General features: G+C 63.5%; 16 protein-coding genes. 7 read left to right on the plus strand and 9 right to left on the minus strand.

What is annotated here, in order from left to right; genetic code table 11:
• Positions 1–3 precede the first annotated feature (3 nt).
• From KIT79_12145 to guaB, 9 genes are all read right to left on the minus strand, one after another.
• The gene (locus tag KIT79_12145) at positions 4–825 is read right to left on the minus strand and encodes a FecR domain-containing protein (protein ID MCW5830053.1); all 822 of its coding nucleotides are present in this window, start codon (positions 823–825) and stop codon (positions 4–6) included.
• 17 nt (positions 826–842) lie between these two features.
• Complete coding sequence (locus KIT79_12150) at positions 843–2,069, minus strand: flagellar assembly protein T N-terminal domain-containing protein (GenBank protein MCW5830054.1); 1,227 nt, start codon at positions 2,067–2,069, stop codon at positions 843–845.
• Positions 2,070–2,173: 104 nt separating this feature from the next.
• Entirely contained in the window at positions 2,174–3,355 is a 1,182-nt protein-coding gene (locus KIT79_12155; GenBank protein ID MCW5830055.1) for an S-layer homology domain-containing protein, read from the minus strand.
• Between the two features lie 99 nt (positions 3,356–3,454).
• Complete coding sequence (locus KIT79_12160) at positions 3,455–4,321, minus strand: LPP20 family lipoprotein (protein ID MCW5830056.1); 867 nt, start codon at positions 4,319–4,321, stop codon at positions 3,455–3,457.
• A gap of 159 nt (positions 4,322–4,480) precedes the next feature.
• The gene (locus KIT79_12165; GenBank protein ID MCW5830057.1) at positions 4,481–6,130 is read right to left on the minus strand and encodes a carboxypeptidase regulatory-like domain-containing protein; all 1,650 of its coding nucleotides are present in this window, start codon (positions 6,128–6,130) and stop codon (positions 4,481–4,483) included.
• The gene (locus KIT79_12170; GenBank protein MCW5830058.1) at positions 6,130–7,593 is read right to left on the minus strand and encodes a hypothetical protein; all 1,464 of its coding nucleotides are present in this window, start codon (positions 7,591–7,593) and stop codon (positions 6,130–6,132) included. Before KIT79_12170 ends, KIT79_12165 begins: the two co-directional genes overlap by 1 nt.
• An 89-nt stretch (positions 7,594–7,682) precedes the next feature.
• Positions 7,683–11,408 (minus strand): DNA polymerase III subunit alpha, encoded by a 3,726-nt coding sequence (gene dnaE / locus KIT79_12175; GenBank protein MCW5830059.1) that lies wholly within the window; start codon positions 11,406–11,408, stop codon positions 7,683–7,685.
• Between the two features lie 12 nt (positions 11,409–11,420).
• The gene (gene guaA / locus KIT79_12180; GenBank protein ID MCW5830060.1) at positions 11,421–12,974 is read right to left on the minus strand and encodes a glutamine-hydrolyzing GMP synthase; all 1,554 of its coding nucleotides are present in this window, start codon (positions 12,972–12,974) and stop codon (positions 11,421–11,423) included.
• Between the two features lie 24 nt (positions 12,975–12,998).
• Positions 12,999–14,462, minus strand: a complete 1,464-nt coding sequence (gene guaB, locus KIT79_12185) for an IMP dehydrogenase (GenBank protein MCW5830061.1) — start codon at positions 14,460–14,462, stop codon at positions 12,999–13,001.
• A gap of 205 nt (positions 14,463–14,667) precedes the next feature.
• Between guaB and trpD the strand changes: the two genes are divergently transcribed.
• From trpD to KIT79_12220, 7 genes are all read left to right on the plus strand, one after another.
• Positions 14,668–15,690 (plus strand): anthranilate phosphoribosyltransferase, encoded by a 1,023-nt coding sequence (gene trpD / locus KIT79_12190; GenBank protein ID MCW5830062.1) that lies wholly within the window; start codon positions 14,668–14,670, stop codon positions 15,688–15,690.
• A complete protein-coding gene (gene trpC / locus KIT79_12195) occupies positions 15,683–16,516 on the plus strand; it encodes an indole-3-glycerol phosphate synthase TrpC (GenBank protein ID MCW5830063.1) in 834 nt (277 codons plus the stop codon). Before trpD ends, trpC begins: the two co-directional genes overlap by 8 nt.
• The gene (locus tag KIT79_12200; protein ID MCW5830064.1) at positions 16,483–17,142 is read left to right on the plus strand and encodes a phosphoribosylanthranilate isomerase; all 660 of its coding nucleotides are present in this window, start codon (positions 16,483–16,485) and stop codon (positions 17,140–17,142) included. Before trpC ends, KIT79_12200 begins: the two co-directional genes overlap by 34 nt.
• Positions 17,143–17,178: 36 nt before the next feature.
• Entirely contained in the window at positions 17,179–18,435 is a 1,257-nt protein-coding gene (gene trpB, locus KIT79_12205) for a tryptophan synthase subunit beta (GenBank protein MCW5830065.1), read from the plus strand.
• Positions 18,432–19,241, plus strand: a complete 810-nt coding sequence (trpA, locus tag KIT79_12210) for a tryptophan synthase subunit alpha (GenBank protein MCW5830066.1) — start codon at positions 18,432–18,434, stop codon at positions 19,239–19,241. The genes trpB and trpA overlap by 4 nt, the downstream gene beginning before the upstream one ends.
• A complete protein-coding gene (locus tag KIT79_12215; GenBank protein MCW5830067.1) occupies positions 19,238–20,140 on the plus strand; it encodes an LEA type 2 family protein in 903 nt (300 codons plus the stop codon). The genes trpA and KIT79_12215 overlap by 4 nt, the downstream gene beginning before the upstream one ends.
• A gap of 135 nt (positions 20,141–20,275) precedes the next feature.
• Positions 20,276–20,539: a hypothetical protein gene (locus KIT79_12220; protein MCW5830068.1), complete on the plus strand. Its 264-nt coding sequence runs from the start codon at positions 20,276–20,278 to the stop codon at positions 20,537–20,539.
• Positions 20,540–20,543: the final 4 nt, after the last annotated feature.

The raw sequence follows: 20,543 nt of genomic DNA on the forward strand, positions 1-20,543 counted from the left end.
AGACTATTTCGCGTCGTCCGGCAGGTCCGTCAGCCCGTCAAGCTCCCGGTTCCAGCTGGTGAAATCGTCTTCCATGTCTTTCTGGTGATCGATCTTTTCCGGCTCGGCCGTGGCGGGATCGCCAACACCGAACGGCATGCGCATTCCCGCCTCGAGTATCCGCGTCCACTCCTCTCGGGTCACGTCACGAAACGGCGGAGGAACATCGCCGGGGCCCTGGACATCCCGGGGCGGAACAATACCGCCCGGAGTCACCGGATCCGCCGGCTTGAAGGGATCGTACCTTCCCACGGCGACCTTGCCTTCATACACCTTGAGCAGACCGGTAGCGCCGTCAGGCGACACGTTATCGCCGGCGAGCGGAAAGTAGCCGATTTCGAAGGCAGTCCCCCGGACGCCGGCAAAGGCATTCCCTGCGCTGACCCGGAACTGCGGGTCCGGAGCACCGAACAGGCGGGTGACCCGGGACCAGACACGGCCCACCGCCAGCCGTGCCTCCACCTGTGGGGCTTTCTGGCCGGGAGGAAAGTGCAGTTTCGTCAGCCGCAAGCGGGTTTCGGGCCCCAGGCGCATCACGCTGTCACCCGGCAGGGAGATTTCCGCACGGGATTTCTTGCCAGTCCTCAGGATATTTCCTTCAGTCACTGGCGACTTCAGCTTCAGCGGCTTCCAGGGGCCTTCCTCGGCCACGGCCGCTTCCAGAACGCCGTCAAGCCGCGTCACCTGTGCCGGTCTGGGTGCGGCCGGTGCCTGAGCGTGAACAACCACTGGAAAAATGACCGCCGCGGCAAGAAGCCTCAACGGAAAAAGGGAGCTGGTCCTCATGGCGTCGCCTGTCCCCATTATTTCTTTTTCAGCGTGGCGTTGATGATATTCTGGGTCGTATCGACCACCTCAAACTCGAACCCGGGGAATTCGTGCCCGTAAATCTCCTCGGCAAGATCGGTCGCCGTGCCGCGGCTCACGGTCAGCTCGTAAGTCCGCTGGCTACCCTCGACCGGACGGTCGGCAATTGCCGTGATCTTCGACGAGGAGTTCCGAAGCTCCTTCTTGAAAGCCACCCAGTCCCCGAACCTCATGTTCTGGAATTTGATGACCAGATTCACGCTGCCATCCTGCGTCAGTGCCCGGATGATCTTGGGCATCAGGACCGCCGCGGACTCTGTACCCATCTTTTTCAGGAGATTCTCGCCCGCCGTGGCGGCACTGATATGCGGGGAGCCGGTACCGCTGCGTGTTTCCGACGCGATAATCTTGCCCGTATCGGTGTGCACCACCTTGATGGAAAGGCCGCCCGAAACAGTATGCAGCGGGGTACCCGGTATCTGGTTGCCCGCCTTCGAAAAGGCGTTGCCGTAAATCACGATCTCGGCCTTGGTCAGTTCGCCCAGCTTCTTGGCCTGCGCATCCGTGATATCGGCCGCCCCGATGGCGCCCACCACCGCGATCTGCTTGCTCACCGTCTGGGGATCGATCATCGGAAAGCCGTTGTCCGTAAGCACCTGGGTCATGGAGTTTTCGACGGTGCCCATGGAAATCGACTCAACGAGGGCCCGGCCGCCCCGGTTCGCGCTTTCGACTGCCGCTGTCGTGTCGCCGACGTTCTGTTCCTTGAGGAAGATCATCGTGCGGGGCTTGTTCGAGTTCTTCACCAGATAGATATCCACCATGTCACGGATCGAATCCTGCAACACCTTCGTGGATACCCGCGCCCTGATCGTTACCTTGTAGGCGCCATCGCCTGACGGCGCTTCACTCACGATTTCGTAGTTCTGCACGAACCCCTTCGACTGAGAGTAGATTTCGTCCCGGACAAGCTCGAAGTCCCGCATCTCGCTTTCGGACCGGACGACGATGCCGACCACCTGTTCGACGGCATTCCGGAAGGCCGCCTGAAGGGCGCGATCCCTGGCAACCGCAACATTGTCCCCTTCCAGCACCGATTCACCCGTAACGGTCACTTCCCTGACCGGGTCTTCCTGGGCCTGGAGCGGAAACGCCGCGGCCAGGATGCCGAACAGGGCAGACACCAGTATCCCCTTGATCCAGAGGCCAGGCTTGACGGACATGTTCTTTTCTCCCCTCAACATGCGGCGGGCGGAGCCCCACCTGCTTCACAGGACTGGCGAACTCCGCCCGGCGCGCTGGCCACCCCGCAAGGGGCGGTCCGCTATCAGTAGTAGGCGCCCAGGACCGAGGTCTTGAGCTGCCGGATGGCAAGCAGGGCGGTGGCGCCGTTGACCGGATCATTCGGGCCGAAATAGCCCTTGGCGAAATCCTTGAGCTTCAGGATATCCCGGGAATGGGCAACCACGATGGCATTGTAGTACGGGCTATCGCTCCGCACGTCATCAAACTTGGAGTTTTCCCCGATGAACTTGGTTTCCAGTTCCGTGTCGTTCAGGGCCCGGACGAGAATATCCTGGATCATGAACGCGAACTCGGCCTTGGTCACCGGCTTCTCGGGGTCAAACTTGCCCTCGATCAGTTCCAGACCCTTCACGTTGAGATCCAGAACCTCGCGGATGCTCGATTCGAGCGGATGACCGGCCACATCCGGAATGGGAGCAGGCTTTTCCTGCCTGGCTTTCGCAGCAGCCAGCTGCTTGGGGTCCTTGAACGAAAGGTCCGGTTTCCTGGTCTTCTCGAAGAGCCGCTTCAGGTCCAGTTCGGACGTGAACAGGGCAGCAACATCCGACCGCGAAATCTCTTCCTTGATGGCGACCTGCTTGCCAACCGGCGAGCCAGGCATGGCCATCTCGATCTCGCCCATCTTCTGCCACTCGCGGGTGGCCGACTCGGTGAAGAACTTGGCCGACTTGTCGCTGTCTATGGACTGGCGGAACGAATCCTTGGCACGGGTGAAATCGAATGCCGCCCGGTAGGCAATGCCCATCCAGTAATAGGCGTCGGGCTGGTCCTTGTTCGCCTTGACCGCCTTGTCGTAATACTCCTGTGCCGTGGCCAGCCATTCCCCGCCGCCCAGATGCGTATGCACCCGGATGGCATTCACATGGCCGTCATACAGGCAGTCGCGGGCCTTGCCGCAGGCGGCGAGTCCCTTTTCAAGGATATCCTTTGCCTTGGCATCGCGGTTCGATGCCATGATGACCGCCCGCAGCGTGAGCGCAGGCCCGAAGTTCGGGTTCAGTTCGAGGGCCTTGCCGACTGACTTGTCCGCCTCGGCCGCATCGCCACGGAACATCAGGTCACGGGCACGCCGCACATGCGAATCGGGGTTGTCCATCACCCCCACCGATTCGCGCGGCTTCGTCTTGTCGCCGCATCCTGCCAGCAGGACGACACCCACCAGCGTTGCCGCCATCCATCGGCCCGACCGTTTGCTTGTGCTCATCATCATGATCTCCTTGGCTTCCCCCTGAATATTTCCGTACTCTTGCTAAAGGGCTGTGGCACCGTTTCCCTGCCTCCGGCGCCGCCCATACCGTTGCGTCTACAGGACAATCACCACCCGGCAATGGGTGAGGAAACTCTGGTGCTGGATGATCTGGTTCAGCCGGGCGGCATCCGCCGCCGAGAGCACCACGTCAGCCGACTTGTCGCCCTGCTTGCCCTTGGCCTTGATGACGAGGGGCGAAGCACCCACGCGATCGTTGGCACGGGCCGTGGCGACATCGCGGGCATAGCCGACGAGCCCCATCTGCAGCGCATATTCACGGCTGACCGTAGCGGCCGAATAGAGCACAGCGCCGTTTTCATCCAGAACCTGAGGACTCATGGCCGGACGGACGCCCAAGCCAGTCGCATCAATAATCAGACCCGTATAAACCTGGCCGTCAATTGCGGGAGCCGGAGAGCCGGGCGCAACTTCCGGGGGAACGGCCGAACCCAGTTCCTTGGGCATCAGTATCTCCGCCAGTTCGCCCATGATCGGCACTTCGATGAACACCGACACGCCGGTATCACTCTGGTAGGTCGTGTCGACCACGATGGCGCCCTGAATCACGCCGTTGACTTCGGCCTTGACCGTGTCGCTGGTCAGCATGAAGTCCTCGACCGTGCTCGACGACGTGATCGCCACGCCCTTCACCACTTCAAGGGCATTGCGGAGGGCGTCCATCTTGGCAGCCCGCTCGGCGGCGATCCGGGCCTGGGCCGGGTTCGTGTGCTTCGGGTTCGGAGCAGCCTGCCCCTTCACCTTCATCTTGAGAATCGTCCAGTTTATATCGCCCTTTTCGGTCTTCTGGATGTATTCCCCAGCCTTGGAAATCTGGGTCTGCTGGGCCTGCGCCGGAACGATCAGGGCAGCCGCCGTAAAGGCGGCGGCGATCAGGGCCCTACGAGTGAAAATCGGAAACATGCTGTTCTCCCCTATGCTGAGGTCCTCAGCGGTAATCCTCATGTGATTTGGCGAGCTTAGGAGGGCATTCATGAACTGGTCAAGCTGCCTCTTCGCCCGGTTCAATTCCTTTACGAACCCCTACATACTCCAAAGATCACGGCGAGCCCGTGTCCTGCATCACCGTTTTTCCAGAATTACGTTCAACTGGTACGACGTTTTACCCGGCTCCACGGCGAGATCCTGATTCCAGTCGCGGTATCCATCGGCCCGGACGCTGATCTTGTGGGTGCCTACCCCCGCTCCGATCAGGCGGAATCCGCCGTCGCTGCCCACCGGCTTCGGAGTCCCGCGGGCTCCCTTCCAGAGGATCACCCGCGCCGACGGGACCGGCGAGCCAGACTTGTCCTTCACCGTCCCCTGGAGCACCGCTCCGGGCTTCAGTCCCAGCTTCAATTCGCGCTGGTCACCCGCCTTGACCACCACCTTCTCCTCGGCGGTGGCGTAGCCCGGAATGGACACGGCCAGCGTGTATTCAACTCCCGGTTCAAGTCCGCCCAGCACGATCCGGCCGTCGTCATCAAACATCTGGCCGGTGCCGCGGCTCCCCTGCCAGAGGAACACTTCCGCATCCGCAAGTGCGGAGCGCGGCGGACGCGGGTTCAGGTCCACCACGACACGGGCGCCGATCTTCAGGGTAATATCGTTCCTGAGTACCTGACGGGCCGCCACGGTGATCTCCATGTCCGTTTTCGAATAGCCGTCGGCTTCCAGGGTCACACGGTAGGCCCCCGGCGCCAGCCCCGTGAGCGAGTACCGGTTGCGGTTGAAGCGGGTGACGGTCCCCCGGGTGCCTTCCCACAGAATGATCTTGCCCGACTCGACGAAGTTTCCGAGGCTGTCCTTCACCATCCCGAAAGCGCTCGCCGCCTGCTGGGGCCGTGTCGCACGGCCAAGTATCTTGTTCTTCGGCTGCGGATAGGCGTCGATGGGAAAAGTCGTGTTCTCTTCCTCAACCACCGTGTACGTGACGCCCATGTCCACGTTCAGCGTCGCCTCGCCGATCTGCGCCTGCTGCCCGTAGTGTCCGCCGATGTACCGGACGATGTGATAGGGATCGACGAAATTCTTGGAATACTCGCCGTCGGTAAAGGCCCAGCCCGCGTCGGGATAAAAAATCTCGCTCCACGCGTGGTAGCCGCCACCCGACGTTTTCACGCCCCAGTAGTTTTTGGAAATGCCCCAGTCGTATCCGACCGGTAGGTAGCCACCCACGTACCGGGCCGGTATCCCCACGGACCGGAGCATCGCCACCGTCAGTGTGGAGTAGCCAACACATGAACCCCGCCGCGTCTGGATCACGCTCAGGGCGTCCTGCTGGACCGACGGCGATGCATCGTAGGTAAGCGTGTCACGCACCCAGTCAGATATCCGTTCAGCGGCTTCGAGGACGGTTTTTGCACCGGCGGTCACCTCCCGCGCGCGGGAGGCGATCGCGGGATGTCCGGTCTGTATGCGGTCCTCAGGGCCCATAAACTTGCGTACATCGGCCCGAAGCTGGTCCGCCGGGAACGGAAACGGAGACTTCGACACCAATGGGTCCAGCTTCGCTTCCACCAGGAGTTGCACCGTGTAAGGATCCGGCTTCTGGAGAACCTTCAGCCGGTAGGAATTGTTCTCGTAATCCCGGAGTTCCTCGACACCCGTCACACTCACGATGTCGTAGACAATGCGGTGCTTGCCGGTCAGGACTTCCGTCTCGGCGCGGACGGACGAAGCGGCGGAAAACAGCGCGAGAACTGCCAGAAGGAACGCTCGCCGGACTGCCATCAGTTGAACACCACCATGACGCGGGCGTTCTTGAGATAGGGGTTCTTGCGGTCGGTTGCAGAAACGACCTTCGCATCGCCGCCGGACACCACAAGATCGGACTTCTGGGTACCAGCAGCCTGCACGCCTTTCACCAGCACCGGATCGCTCGCCACGCGGATGTGCCGGGAAGCCGCGCCAACGTCGCGGGCGTATCCCACCAGCCCCGACCGGGTGGCGTTTTCGACCTCGACGACCTGGGTACTGTACACGTCGCTTCCCGTATCCGAATAGATACGCGGCACCAGCGCGGGCTTGAGCCCAAGCCCGCGGGCATCCACCACCAGCCCGGACCACTGAACGTCCGAGCTGGAATCCACCGGCTTGCTGTCGGCCGTGGTGGCAGTTGTGGCCAGTCCGGCAACCGCCGCACCAGCGACGGCGCCACCCGCAGCCGCACCGGCCGCCACGGCACCGTCGGGACCGGTAGAGCCACCAGCCGGCGGCACCGCGGGAGCGGCCGCCGGGGCCTTCAGCGCGTCAGCCTCCAGCCGCTTGATCTCGGCCACCCGGCGTTCTTCCTCGAGTGCCCTTTCCTTCATCTCCTGGTCCAGAAGCTCCCGCTGGCGGGCGGCATCGGCTGCACGCCGCTGTTCTTCCTCGGCTTTTATCCTCTGCTGCTCGCGCTGGTATTCGGCTTCCTTGGCCTTCTGTTCGGCGGCCTTGCGCTCGGCTTCTGCCACCTTTTTCACCTCGGCGTCCTGGCGGGCCTTGTCAGCCTCGGACTTCAGCCGTTCTTCCTCGATCCTGAGCTGGCGGGCCTTCTCTTCGGCCTCTTTCTGCGCCTTCAGCGCCGCTTCCTGGCGGGCGCGGATTTCTGCCGCCTCGGCGTCCTTCCGGGCCTGGTACTCGGCCGAATCCCGGCGGAGCCGGTCCAGCGTTCGCTCGTAGGCATCACGGGCAGCGCCCGAAGGCAGACGGCTTTCGAATTCGTCCACCTTCAGGCCCGACGGCGGACGCCGCAAATGGCGGCCAGCCTCGCGCTGGAGCACCGCCAGCATCTCGCCCGTCAGCGGCATCTCCATCGTCACCACCACCCGGTCATTGTGGTAGGCGGTGTCCACCCGCATGGCCCCCTTCACCACGCCTTCGAGCGTCACCATGATCCGGTCGTTCAGGAGCGCGTAGTCGCGCATGGTCGCCTCGCTCGTCACGCGGACACCCTTGGCCATCTCCAGCAGCCGGCGGGTGGCATCCACCTGCGCCGCACGTTCGGCCCCGATCCGCGCCTGGGCGGGATTGAGGTGCTTCGGATTCGGGAGGCCTTCGCCCCAGGCCCGCACGGTCATCTTCGTCCAGTTGATCTCGCCGTGCTCGAACTTCTCCACAATGTCGGCCCCCCCTGCCTGGGCAAATGACCCGGACGGGAATGACAGCAGGAAAGCGAGCCCCAGCCACAAAGGCACTCTGGAAATACGGCGCATTAACGGGAACCTCCGGGCGGCAGTCTAGCAGACGGCCACCCTGCATCAATGAGAGCTGCATCACATAGGAAAGCGATTGCCGGGGCGCGTCAGGACCGGCGGCGCCATTCAGGGCCGGACTGCTCGGAGACATAGTTGCGCTCGGGCACGGTCACGCGGAGTCCGAATTCAGGGTAGTGGGTCCGGACGAATTCGAGAAACCCCGGTGCGGTCGGAACCGACACATCGGAAGGGAGCTGCGCTTCAAGCCGGCGGCCATCGCCGAGCTTCAGCTCGATCACAACCGACGCATCCCCCCGGTGGCGGCGCAGATCCCCCATCAGCCGTTCGGCGCGGCCCCGTTCCCACTTTGACCGGTCCACGGAAAGCACCACCCGCTCGCCGTATTTCTCGAGGAACTGTCCGTAGTCCAGGACATCGCTGGCCCGGATTTCCACGGTCTTGGTGCGCGGGCGCATGGCCTCGTCCTGCATGTCGGTATCGGCAGGAAGCTCTTCCTCTTCCTTCGATACCGTACCGACCAGAAGGAAGGGCTCGGTCACGCGCAGGGGACCGCGGTCCATGCCGGCAGCTTTCGCGCCATTGCCATTCCCGTCGCCTGGCTCCGGCGACACGCCGGTTTCCGGAGCCGGAATCCCGGCCGGAGCGGCGGCCGGTTCCGGAGCGCCATAGAGATTCACCTGAATGCGTGACCAGGTATCCGCTGACAGAAACACGTTCAGCACACCAGTGGGGTCTTCAAACCGCGCCTTGGCATACAGGTCGCCCTTCTTGTTCCGCTTCTCGGCGATCTCTGTGCAAAGCGCCAGCACCCGCACCGGTGTCCGGTCGCTCAACTCCAGCACCTCGGCGATGGTGTGGGTACGGTATGGGGCGAACTGCGCCTCGACTTCACGGAGCGGATGGTCCGTCAGGTAGACACCCAGAACCTGACGCTCGCGCTGGAGCTTTTCCCGTTTGGGCCACTCATCCGCCTCAGCGTATTTTTCCTGCACTGCGAGGGCAGCCGAACCGCCAAACAGCCCGCCCTGCCCCACTTCGCGGTCGTGCCGGTCGGACTCGGAGGCGGCTATGGCCGGTTCGAGTGATTCGTACAGCTGGCGGCGGGGCCGCCCGAAGCTGTCCATCGCCCCGCATTCGATGAGCGCCTCGAACACCTTGCGGTTCACCCGGCGGGTATCGACCCGGGCAGTAAGGTCATACAGGCTGCGGAACCGGCTTTCCTTCTGACGCGCCTCGATCACGGCTGTTGCCGCCTGTGCTCCCACCCCCCTGAGCCCGTGCATTCCGAAACGGATCTTCTTGCCTGTGGCGGCGAACTCCAGTTCGCTTTCATTCACGTCGGGCGGAAGCACCTCAATTCCCATGCGGCGGCACTCGTTGATGTTCTTGAGCGTCTTGTTCTGGCCGTCCTGCCCCCGGGCTTCGATGGTAAGCAGCGCCGCCATGAACTCCACCGGATAGTTCGCCTTGAGATAGGCCGTCTGGTAGGCGACGAAGGCGTAGGCGACCGAGTGCGACTTGTTGAAGCCGTAGTTGGCGAACTTGGCGATCAGGTCGGCCAGTTCCCTCGACTTCGCCCGGTCAAACCCCCGCTCGGCGGCAAGCTTGACGAACAGTTCGCACTGCTCGGCAACGGCCTTCTGGTCCTTCTTGCCGATGGCGCGGCGAAGCAGGTCGGCCTGTCCGAGATCCATCCCGCAGATGACCTGGCAGATCTGCATGATCTGTTCCTGGTAGACGATGATCCCCTGCGTGGGGCCGAGAATCGGCTCCAGCTCCGGAAAGAGGTAGGTCGTCCGCCGGCGGCCGAACTTGCGGTCGGCAAACTCGGGGATGTTGTCCATCGGACCCGGCCGGTAGAGCGCGAGCACGTCGGAAATCTCGGCGATGGACCGGGGCTGGAGCTGGACGACGGCATTCTTCATCCCCTCCGATTCGATCTGGAAAATCCCCACGCTGTCGCCACTACTGATGACATCGAACGTCCTGGGGTCATCCATCGGGATGTCGTATATCGAAAAGTCCGGCTTGTGGTTCTTCCGGATGGCGCGCTCGGCGTAATGGATAAGGGTCAGCGTCTTGAGGCCCAGGAAATCGAACTTGATGAGGCCGATCTTCTCGACGCCCTTCATGTCGAACTGGGTGACGACATCCTCGCCCTTGACGAGAGACAGCGGCAGGTAGTCGGTCAGGTCGCGGTCGGCGATCACCACACCGGCGGCGTGCTTGGATGCCTGCCGGTAGAGGCCTTCCAGCGTGCGGGCCAGTCCCATCAGGTCGGTCAGTTCCGGGCGCTGGGCGATCTTCTCCTTCAGCCGCGGCTCCACGCGGAGCGCGTCCTCCAGTTTCACGTCCAGCGGGTTTTCCTTCTCGGGAATCCGGAGGGGAATGAGACCCGCGATCTGGTTCACCTCATGGAGCGGGATATCGAGCACACGGCCCACGTCCCGGATGACGGCTTTGGCCTTCAGCTTGCCGTAGGTGATGATCTGCGCCACCCGGTCCCGCCCGCCGTATTTCTCCGAGACATAGGTGATGACCTCCCCGCGCCGCTCTTCGCAGAAGTCCATGTCGATATCGGGCATGGATTTGCGCTGCGGGTTCAGGAACCGTTCGAACAGCAGGTCATACGGGATCGGATCGACGTCGGTGATATCCAGGGCCCAGGCGGCAAGGCTCCCGGCGGCCGATCCCCGGCCCGGCCCCACCGGTACACCCCTCTGCTTGGCATACCGGGTGAAATCCGAGACGATCAGGAAATAGCCGGCAAACCCCATCTCGCGGATCACGCGGGTTTCGTATTCGAGCCGCTCGCGGTACCGGTCGCGGCTGGCCGGATCCAGCTTCCGGCCGAGCTGTTCCAGGCGGCCCAGACGGGAATCGAGGCCCTCCCGGGCGCACTTCTCGAAATAGTCCTCCGCCGTCACGCCGTCCGGACAGGAAAACGTCGGTGGGTGATAACCCTTCAGGTTGAACTCGAAGTTGCAGCGGCTGGCAATCTCCAGGGAGTTGGCCACCGCCTCCGGGCAGTAACTGAACTGCCTGGCAATGGTATCGCCGTCCTTGAACCACAGTTCGGCGCCTTCGTAGCCTTCGCGGCCCTCCTGCATCTGGGCCAGCGTCTTCTGGTAGCCGATGGCCATGAGCGCCTGATGGGCGCGGGCCTGGTCCTTTTCCAGATAGTGGCAGTCGCCCGTGGCACAGAGCGGGATGCCGAGCTCCCTGCTGAACGCAAGCATCTGCTCGTTGACCGTGCGCTGCAGCGGGATGCCGTTCTCCTGTATCTCCAGGAAAAAGTTTCCGCGGCCGAATATCCGGTCGTAGTCGAGCGCGGCCTGACGGGCCTCGTCGTACTGGTGCTGGGTGATCTTGTAGGCGACCTCGCCCTTCAGGCAGGCCGACAGGGCCACGATCCCCTCGGCATGCCGGGAGAGGAGTTCCTTGTCCACTCGCGGCCAGCGGTAAAACCCTTCCATGTAGGCGGCCGTCGAGAGCTTGCAGAGATTCCGGTAGCCCGTTTCATTGGTGGCGAGCAGAATCAGGTGGTTGGCGTACTTGGCCTTTTCCGGCGTCCGGTCATGCCGCGAGAACGGGGCTACATAGGCCTCCATGCCGATGATCGGATTCAGTCCGTGCTTTTTTGCCGCCTGGTAGAACTCCAGCGCCCCGCACATGTGCCCGTGGTCAGTCACGGCAATATGCTTCATGCCGAACTCGGAGGCACGCTTCATCAGGGGCTCGATATGGTTGGCCCCGTCGAGAAAACTGTACTGCGTGTGCAGGTGAAGGTGCGCGAAATCCCCGGTCGCCACGTCAGACGGTCCTTATTCCCACTCAATCGTGGCGGGCGGCTTGGACGAAATGTCGTACACCACCCGGTTAATGCCCCGCACCTCGTTGATTATCCGGTTACTTGCCGTCCCAAGCAACTCGTAAGGAAGCCGCGCCCAGTCTGCGGTCATTCCGTCATCGCTGGTCACTGCCCGGATTGCACAAACATTCTCGTAGGTTCGCTCGTCACCCATGACTCCCACGCTCTGCACCGGCAGCAGGACCGCAAAACTCTGCCACACCTGCCGGTAGAGTCCTGCCTTGCGGATTTCCTCAAGCAGGATGGAGTCCGCTTTCTGAAGGATTTCAACACGTTCGCGTGTCACCTCGCCGAGTACCCGGATGGCGAGACCGGGACCGGGAAACGGCTGCCGCTCGATCACAAATGAGGGCAACCCGAGTTCTTTCCCCAGGGCGCGCACTTCGTCCTTGAACAGCTCGCGCAGCGGCTCGATCAGCTTCAGGTTCATCTTCTCGGGCAGTCCGCCCACGTTGTGATGGCTCTTGATGACGGATGCAGGCCCGCGCACCGATACTGACTCGATCACGTCCGGATAAAGCGTCCCCTGCACAAGGTATTCCACCGTGCCGAGCTTCCGCGACTCCTCCTCGAACACGTCGAGGAAGGTGTTGCCGATGATCTTGCGCTTGCGCTCCGGGTCAATCACGCCCTTGAGGCGGTCCAGAAACAGATCGCTCGCATCGACGTAGACGAGATTCAGCTTCACATCGCTGGTGAACACCGATCTCACCTTGTCCGCCTCGCCCTGGCGGAGCACGCCGTTGTTGACGAACACGCAGGTCAGTTGCGGCCCCACTGCACGGTGGACCAGCGCAGCGGCGACAGCCGAATCCACCCCGCCCGACAGGGCACAGAGCACCCGGCCCTGACCCACCTTGCGGCGGATGTCGGCGATCTCGTTCTCGATGAACGATCCCATCGTCCAGTTTGACCCGACGCCGCAGACGCGATGCACGAAGTTGCCGAGCAGTTCCCGGCCGAACTGGGAATGAACCACTTCGGGATGGAACTGGACGCCGTAAACCGTATTGCTTTCGTTCGCCACCACCGCCAGCGGCGTATTGTCCGAATGGGCGATGGGGCGGAACCCCTTGGGGAGGGCTTCCACCTTGTCGCCGTGGCTCATCCAGACCGTCTGTTCCTTCGGCAGCCCTTCAAAGAGGGCTGAAGGCTCGTCCACCACCAGCGTGGCACGCCCAAACTCACGCTTGTCGCTCCGGGCGACACGTCCGCCCAGGAGCTGCGTCGTGAGCTGGAGCCCGTAACAGATGCCCAGAATGGGGACACCAAGGCGGAAAATCTCCGGGTCAATGGTGGGCGCGCCCTCCTGGTAAACCGATGCGGGCGAACCGGACAGGATGATACCCCGGGGGTTGAGCTCCCGTATCTTCGCCAGCGGGTAGTTGAACGGCTGGATAGCGCAGTAGACCTGCATCTCGCGCACCCGGCGGGCGATCAGCTGCGTGACCTGCGAACCGAAATCGAGGACAAGAATCCTGTCGGACGGGACCGGAGATTCGGGCATGGGGCTTCAGTTCCCTCGCTTGGTTCAGTCGAGCTGGTAGTTCGGCGGCTCGCGGGTGATGATGATGTCGTGGACGTGGCTCTCACGGAGTCCCGCCGGGGATATCCGGACGAACTTCGCCCGCTTCTGGAGATCAGGGATCGTCTGCGCTCCCAAGTACCCCATGCCGGACCGGAGTCCCCCGACCAGCTGATACACGCTGTCGGCGAGCGGCCCCTTGTAGGGCACCCGGCCCTCGACACCTTCCGGCACGAACTTGGCCTGCACCGGCTCCACATCATCCTGCGCGTAGCGGTCTGCCGAGCCCTCCGACATGGCGCCCAGCGAGCCCATCCCGCGGTAGACCTTGTACGAACGGCCCTGGTAGAGGACCACTTCACCGGGGGCCTCCTCGGTTCCCGCGAACAGCGAGCCGATCATCACCGCCCCGGCACCGGCAGCCAGCGCCTTGACGAGGTCGCCCGAAAACCGGATCCCGCCGTCAGAAATGATGGTGACCCCGGCTTCCCGGGCCGCAGCCGCGCATTCCATCACAGCCGTCAGCTGCGGAACGCCGACGCCCGCCACGACCCGGGTCGTGCAGATGGAGCCGGGCCCCACGCCAACTTTCACCACCGACGCTCCGGCACCGGCCAGTGCCCGCACGCCTTCGCCTGTCGCCACATTGCCGGCGATCACCGGCATCTGCGGATAGCGGCCCTTCACCCATTTCACGGTCTCAATCACCCGTTCCGAGTGGCCATGGGCGGTATCCACGCAGATGATGTCCACGCCCGCATGGACCAGCGCCTCGACACGGGCGTCGCGGTCGTTGCCGACGCCGATCGCCGCCGCCACGCGGAACCGGCCGTGGGAATCCTTGCAGGCATTCGGGAACGCCTTGGACTTGGTAATGTCCTTGACGGTGATGAGGCCCTTCAGGTGGTTTTCACCATCTACTACCAAGAGCTTCTCGATCCGGTGGCGGTGCATGATCTCCTGGGCCTTTTCCATGCTCGTGCCGACTGGAGCGGTAACCACCTTTGAGGTCATCACCTCGCTCACCCTGGCGTTCGGGCGGCTTTCAAACCGGATATCCCGGTTGGTGAGTATTCCCACCACCTTGCCGCCCTTGACCACCGGGAAGCCGGAAACATTCAGCCGCAAACTGGTCGCCCGGGCCTCGGCGATCGTCTGGTCCGGGCCGAGCGTCACCGGATCCTCGATGACGACCGATTCGGACTTCTTCACCTTGGCCACTTCGGCGGCCTGCTTCTGCGGAGAAAAGTTCTTGTGGATCACGCCCATGCCGCCCACACGCGCCATACCGATGGCCATGCGGCTGTCGGTAACGGTATCCATCGCGGCCGAAATCAGCGGGACATGAAGAACAACGTCGCCCGCCAGCCGCGTGCTGGTATCCACACCGGACGGGAGGACCGCACTGTGTTGCGGGACCAGCAGGACATCATCGAAGGTAAGCGCATGCTCGGGGAGCGGCTGGGTCATGGCAGATATCCCCTCCGGGCGGCGATCCGCACGGCGCAGGGACCGGCCCTTCGGTCAGCGGCTTGTCGGGAGAGAAAATTCAGACCAAACATGGGCGGTGGTTACCGTCCCGGCCGTTTCCTGTCAAGCAAGGCCTGCCGCGGTTATCCACAAGCGAGGATGCTGTCCGGCATGACCCGGCAGCGGAAGGATTCATGCCCGCCAAATGACCGTTGCCAATGCACTATCGGCCCTCGCCCGCCGGGAAACCCTGGACGAAGCCACGCTGACCGCCGCGCTGAACGAGATCGCCGGGGGTGAGGTGCTGCCCGAGAAGATCGGCGGCCTCCTGATGGGTATCGCTGCCCGCGGTGCGGCGGTCGAGGAACTGGTAGCGGTCGTCCGGTTTCTGAGGTCACGCATGGTGACGATCCAGCCAAGGGTGGAGACACCGCTCATCGACACCTGTGGCACCGGCGGCGACGGGCTGGGCACGTTCAACATCTCGACGACGGCCGCCATTCTTGCCGCTGCCGCCGGGGCGAAGATCGCCAAGCACGGCAACCGGGCCGCCTCATCGAAATCCGGATCAGCCGACGTGCTGGAAGCCCTCGGCGTGGATACTGCCGCTTCCGCCGAACGGGTCCGCAAATCGGTCGAAACCATCGGCATCGGCTTCCTGTTCGCTCCAGCCCACCACCCGGTGATGAAGGCCGTCGGTCCGGTACGCAGATCGCTCGGGGTAAAGACCATTTTCAATCTCGCCGGGCCACTTTCGAACCCCGCCGGGGCAAGGCGGCAGCTTGTCGGTGTCTATGCACCGGAGCTGATGCATCTCTTTGCACAGGCATTGCGGGAGCTGGGCTGCGAACGGGCGATGATCGTCCACGGCCGCGATGGCCTCGATGAGATCACGCTCACCACGCCAACCGACTTCGTTTCCCTGGAACCGGACGGGGAAATCCGGGGTGGGGTGCTGGATCCCAAGGCGCTGGGACTTCCCTACTGCAAGCCGGAAGACCTCGCCGGAGGCGACCCGAAGGCCAATGCTGAAATCACCCGGCGGATACTTTCGGGGACCGAAACCGGCCCGGCAGCCACCTGCGTCCTTGTAAACGCCGCCGCTGCCCTGTGGGTGGGCGGCGTGTCGAAGGACATCAAGCAGGGAATGGCACTGGCTGCCGGGGCCATCAGTTCGGGCGCCGCCGGGCGGACCCTGGAGAAGCTCGCGGAGATATCCCGTGGCTGAGAGCATCCTCGACCGTATTGTTGCCCGGCGGCGCATCCGGCTCGCCGAAACGAAAGCCCGTGTGCCGCAGCAACAAATGGAAGCGCAGGCAGCCGCCACGCCCGTACCACCGCGCCTTGAGACCTGCTTTGAAACCGTGTCCAGCGCGCCCCATTCGGCCCGCCGGGCGATTCTGGCGGAGATCAAGAAAGCCTCGCCATCCAGGGGCGTATTCCGCGAAGACTTCGACCCCGCCGGATTCGCCCGCTCATACGCCAGCGCCGGGGCAGCGGGGCTGTCGGTACTTACGGAGGAGGATTTCTTCCAGGGCTGTCTGGGCTACCTGACCGACGCGGCAAAGGCGTCCGGGCTTCCCTGTCTTCGCAAGGATTTCCTGTTCGACCCCTATCAGGTCATCGAGGCCCGGGCGGCTGGCGCCAGCGCCATCCTGCTGATCGTTGCCATGCTCGCCGATGCCGATATCCGTCTGTTGATGGATACAGCCCGCCAGTGGAAGCTCGATACTCTGGTCGAAGTCCACGACGAGACCGAACTGGACCGGGCGCTGGCGGGCGGGGCCATGTTCATCGGCATTAACAACCGCGACCTGAAGACGTTTGATACCGATCTCGCAGTCACGGAGCGGCTGCTCCCGAAAATACCGGCGTCCGCCCGCGTGCTTAGCGAAAGCGGGCTGGCGAGGGGCAGCGACCTCGACCGGCTTGCCGCGGCCGGAGCGGGCGGTTTTTTGATCGGCGAAACATTCATGCGCGCCGCCGATCCCGGCGCCGAATTACGGAGGCTCCTCGGAGAATGTCATCCGGCCGCGCACACAGCCGCCCGCTGAAGGTGAAGATCTGCGGGATCACCAGCGCCGGGGACGCGCTCGCAGCCGTCCATGCCGGAGCGGACGCCATCGGCCTGATCTTCCATCCCGGAAGCCCCCGCGCCGTCACCGTGAAGCAGGCCCGCGAAATCGCGGACGCCCTGCCACCCTTCATCGTGGCGGTAGGGGTGTTTGTGAATGCGGGCGAACGGCAGGTGCGGGATACCCTCGCTGACGCCGGACTCGATGCGGCGCAGCTTCATGGTGACGAACCGCCCGAACTGGTCACAAAACTGGGACGCCGGGCCTACAAGGCGCTCCAGATACGCTCGCGGAGCGAACTGGACCGGCTGGACCTGTACCCCGGTCCGGTGCTGCTGGATGGCTGGTCCGGCACGGCACGGGGCGGGACCGGCTCGCGGATACCGGCAAGCCTCGCCAAGGCGGCACGGAGCCGGCTCGCCCGGCAGAAGCGCCACCTGATCCTTGCCGGTGGACTGGCCCCCGATAACATTGTAGAGGCCGTGGAAGCGGTCGATCCGTGGGCCATAGACGTCAATTCCGGCGTGGAAGCCTCGCCGGGAAAGAAAGATCCGCGGAAGATCGCTGAACTGTTCCGGATCCTTCGGGCCGAGCGGCTGATATAGAACGCCCCGGCTATGTCATTAACGGAGTCCCGTTCCATGCCGTCCCGTTCCACAGCCGAACTGCTGAAACCCAAGGGGCATTTCGGCGTCTTTGGCGGCCAGTATATCGCCGAAACGCTGATGCCCGCCGTGAACGAGCTGGAAGCGGCCTTCCTCCAGTACAAGGATGATCCGGAGTTCCGGACGGAACTGGACCACTGGCTGAAGACCTACGTGGGGAGGCCCTCCCGGCTTTATTTCGCCGAGCGCCTCACCCGGCAGCTCGGCGGCGGGAAGATCTATCTCAAGCGCGAGGATCTGAACCACACCGGCGCGCACAAGATCAACAACGTCATGGGGCAGGTGATGCTGGCCCGGCGGATGGGCAAGAAGCGAATCATCGCCGAAACGGGCGCTGGCCAGCATGGCGTCGCCACCGCGACCGTCTGCGCGCTCTTCGGCCTGGAATGCATCGTGTACATGGGACTCGAAGATACCCGCCGCCAGTCGCTGAATGTTGCCCGGATGGAACTGCTCGGCGCGAAGGTGGTTCCGGTGATGAGCGGAACCCGGACCCTGAAGGACGCCCTGAATGAAGCGCTCCGCGACTGGATCACCAACATCCGGACCACCTTCTATGTAATCGGTACCGTCGCGGGACCGCACCCCTACCCGTCCCTCGTCAAGGAGTTCCAGTCCGTGATCGGACGCGAAACGATGGACCAGCTGGAAGCGGCCGAGGGGCGGCGGTATCCGGACCTGTGCATTGCCTGTGTCGGAGGCGGATCGAATGCGATGGGCCTGTTCGCGCCCTTCATCGAACACCCGGAGGTGGAACTGGTGGGCGTCGAGGCCGCCGGCAGCGGCATCCGGTCAGGAAAGCATGCGGCTTCGATCAGCGGCGGCAAGGTCGGCGTCCTGCACGGCAACAAGACCTATCTTCTGATGGATGCCGACGGGCAGGTGGCCGAGACGCACTCCATCTCCGCCGGCCTCGACTACCCCGGCGTGGGGCCTGAGCTCGCCTCGATGGCCGAGACGGGGCGGCTCAATGTGGCCACTGCCACCGACGACGAGGCGATCGGCGGGGTCAGGCTGCTCGCCGGCACCGAGGGAATCATTCCGGCCCTGGAAAGCGCCCACGCCATCGCCTATCTGTCGAAGCGTGCGCCCGGAACCCCGAAGGACAGCATCATCGTCGTGAACCTGTCTGGACGCGGCGACAAGGACATGGTGACGGTGACGGACTATCTTGCCGCCCGGAAGCCTTCGTCCAGAAAGTCCCCGCGCCGGAAATCTGCGAAGCGAAAATGACCACCCGGATCGACACCTGTTTTGCCCGCCTGAAGGGCGAGAACCGGCCCGCGCTGATTACCTTCATCACGGCCGGAGATCCCAGCCTCGCGACAACGGAGGCACTCATCTACGAACTGGAAAAGCAGGGTGCCGACATCATCGAACTGGGCATGCCGTTTTCCGACCCCAGCGCCGACGGCCCCACCATACAGGCTTCCAGCGAGCGGGCGCTGGCCGCCGGGACCACCGTCTCGAAAGTGCTCGCACTGGTCAAGAAGGTTCGCAGACGCAGCCAGATCCCGATCGTGCTGTTCGGCTACTACAACCCGATCTTCGCCCGCAGTCCCGAGAAGTTCGCCCGCGAGGCCCGCGATGCCGGGGCGGACGGGGTGCTGGTTGTGGATCTCCCGCCGGAAGAGGCTGGAGAACTGAAGCCCTATCTCGACCAGGCCGGGCTCAACCTGATTTACCTGCTGGCGCCGACCTCGACCGATGAGCGGATCCGGCTGGTGGCCGAACGGGCCAGCGGCTTTGTCTACTACGTTCAGGTGACCGGGGTAACGGGCGCGAGACAGGGACTTCCCGCGGATCTCCCGGAAAAACTTGCCGCCATCCGCAGGCACATCAGCCTTCCGGTCGGCGTGGGATTCGGCGTCAGCAGCCGCGAGCAGGCCCGGTCCGTGGGCCGGCATGGCGATGCCGTGGTGGTTGGAAGCGCCATCGTCTCCCGCATCGGGCAGTCCGGCTCAGGCCGCCGGATGGTGAAAGAAGTCGGCCGGTTCGTCGCGCAGCTCCGGCGCGGCGTCGAGGAGTCCCGCCAGTGAGCAGCGAACCGGAAAAAAATCCCCCCGCGCCCCGGGTTACCCGCCGGACGATCTGGATCGGCGGCGCGGCGGCAGCGCTGCTGGCGATCCTTGGTACCGCTTACTGGATGCTCCGGATGCCGGAAATCCGCGTTGACTGGTTCGAGTACCAGGCCGACCAGGAAGGCAACGTCAAGATCGACATCCTCTTCGGCATCGTCAACCGGGCCGCCTTCGACGTGGAACTGGGGGCCGTGGATATCCGTCTTGATGTGGATGGCTTCGAGCTGTACCGGAACCGGATCAACCGGACCATACCGCTGCCGAACCATGAATCGGTCCCGTTCCCCGTCACCCTCCACATACCGGACGAAATCGGCGACCGGTTCTATTCGTCCAACCTCAGGTCGGCGACGGACCCCGACCAGCTTCGCCAGCGGCAGATTCCGTACGACCTGCAGATCGTGATCCAGATGTCCTCGCCGCTCAGCCGGGAATTCAAGGTCCGCTATCAGGGCACGTTCCCCGCGTTCCGTGTACCGGAGATCGAGCCGGTGCCGGGCGGGTTCCAGATACGGCAGTTCTCGCTCTCCAATCCGCTGCTCACCCTGCCCGTACAGGTATACAACCCCAACGAGTTCGACATCGACGTCAAGGATCTGGAGTTCGACGTCTCGATCTACGGACGGCAGGTATCGCACGTGAAACCCGACCAGACGATCCGGCTGGAAGCGGGGAAATCGGATGTGATCCGGTTCGACTTCAATGTGGAGACGATGAAACTCGGATTTGGCGGTATCGCCACACTGTTCCGGGGGTACGTGGACCTGAACCTGCAGGGTGCCTTTACCGCCGGGACACCTTTCGGCAGCTTTCCGATCCGGTTCAGCAAGGACACCCGCCTCCAGCTCACCCGCTGAGCCCACGGCGCATCCCAAGTCAAGCAACGGCTCGCGCCGCCCATCTTCCCGCCCTTGCCGGGTGCGGTTCCGGGCAATTAGCCTCTTGGCATATTCGACGGTTCGCCCGCGAATGGCGTGAGGGACACGGCCACTATGTCGAAAGACAACGGGAACGGAGCGGCATCGGCCGTACGGGGCGGCCGCATTTTCGGGGCGGCCATGTTCAAGCCCATGCCGTGCGGCCAGCAGTTCGCCGTCGAGGACGTCGATCAGCACAGGTTTCTCGATTGTGACAATTACGACGAATGCCTGGACACGGCCGTCAAGAGGAAGTGGTCCAACTTCACCTGCTCCGAATGTCCGGTCTGGAGTTTCCACCGCCGGGGCCTGATCGGCAACAACGGCAACACGGGCTGAGAAG

This window comes from Deltaproteobacteria bacterium, assembly GCA_026129095.1.
Classification (GTDB): domain Bacteria; phylum JAGRBM01; class JAGRBM01; order JAGRBM01; family JAHCIT01; genus JAHCIT01.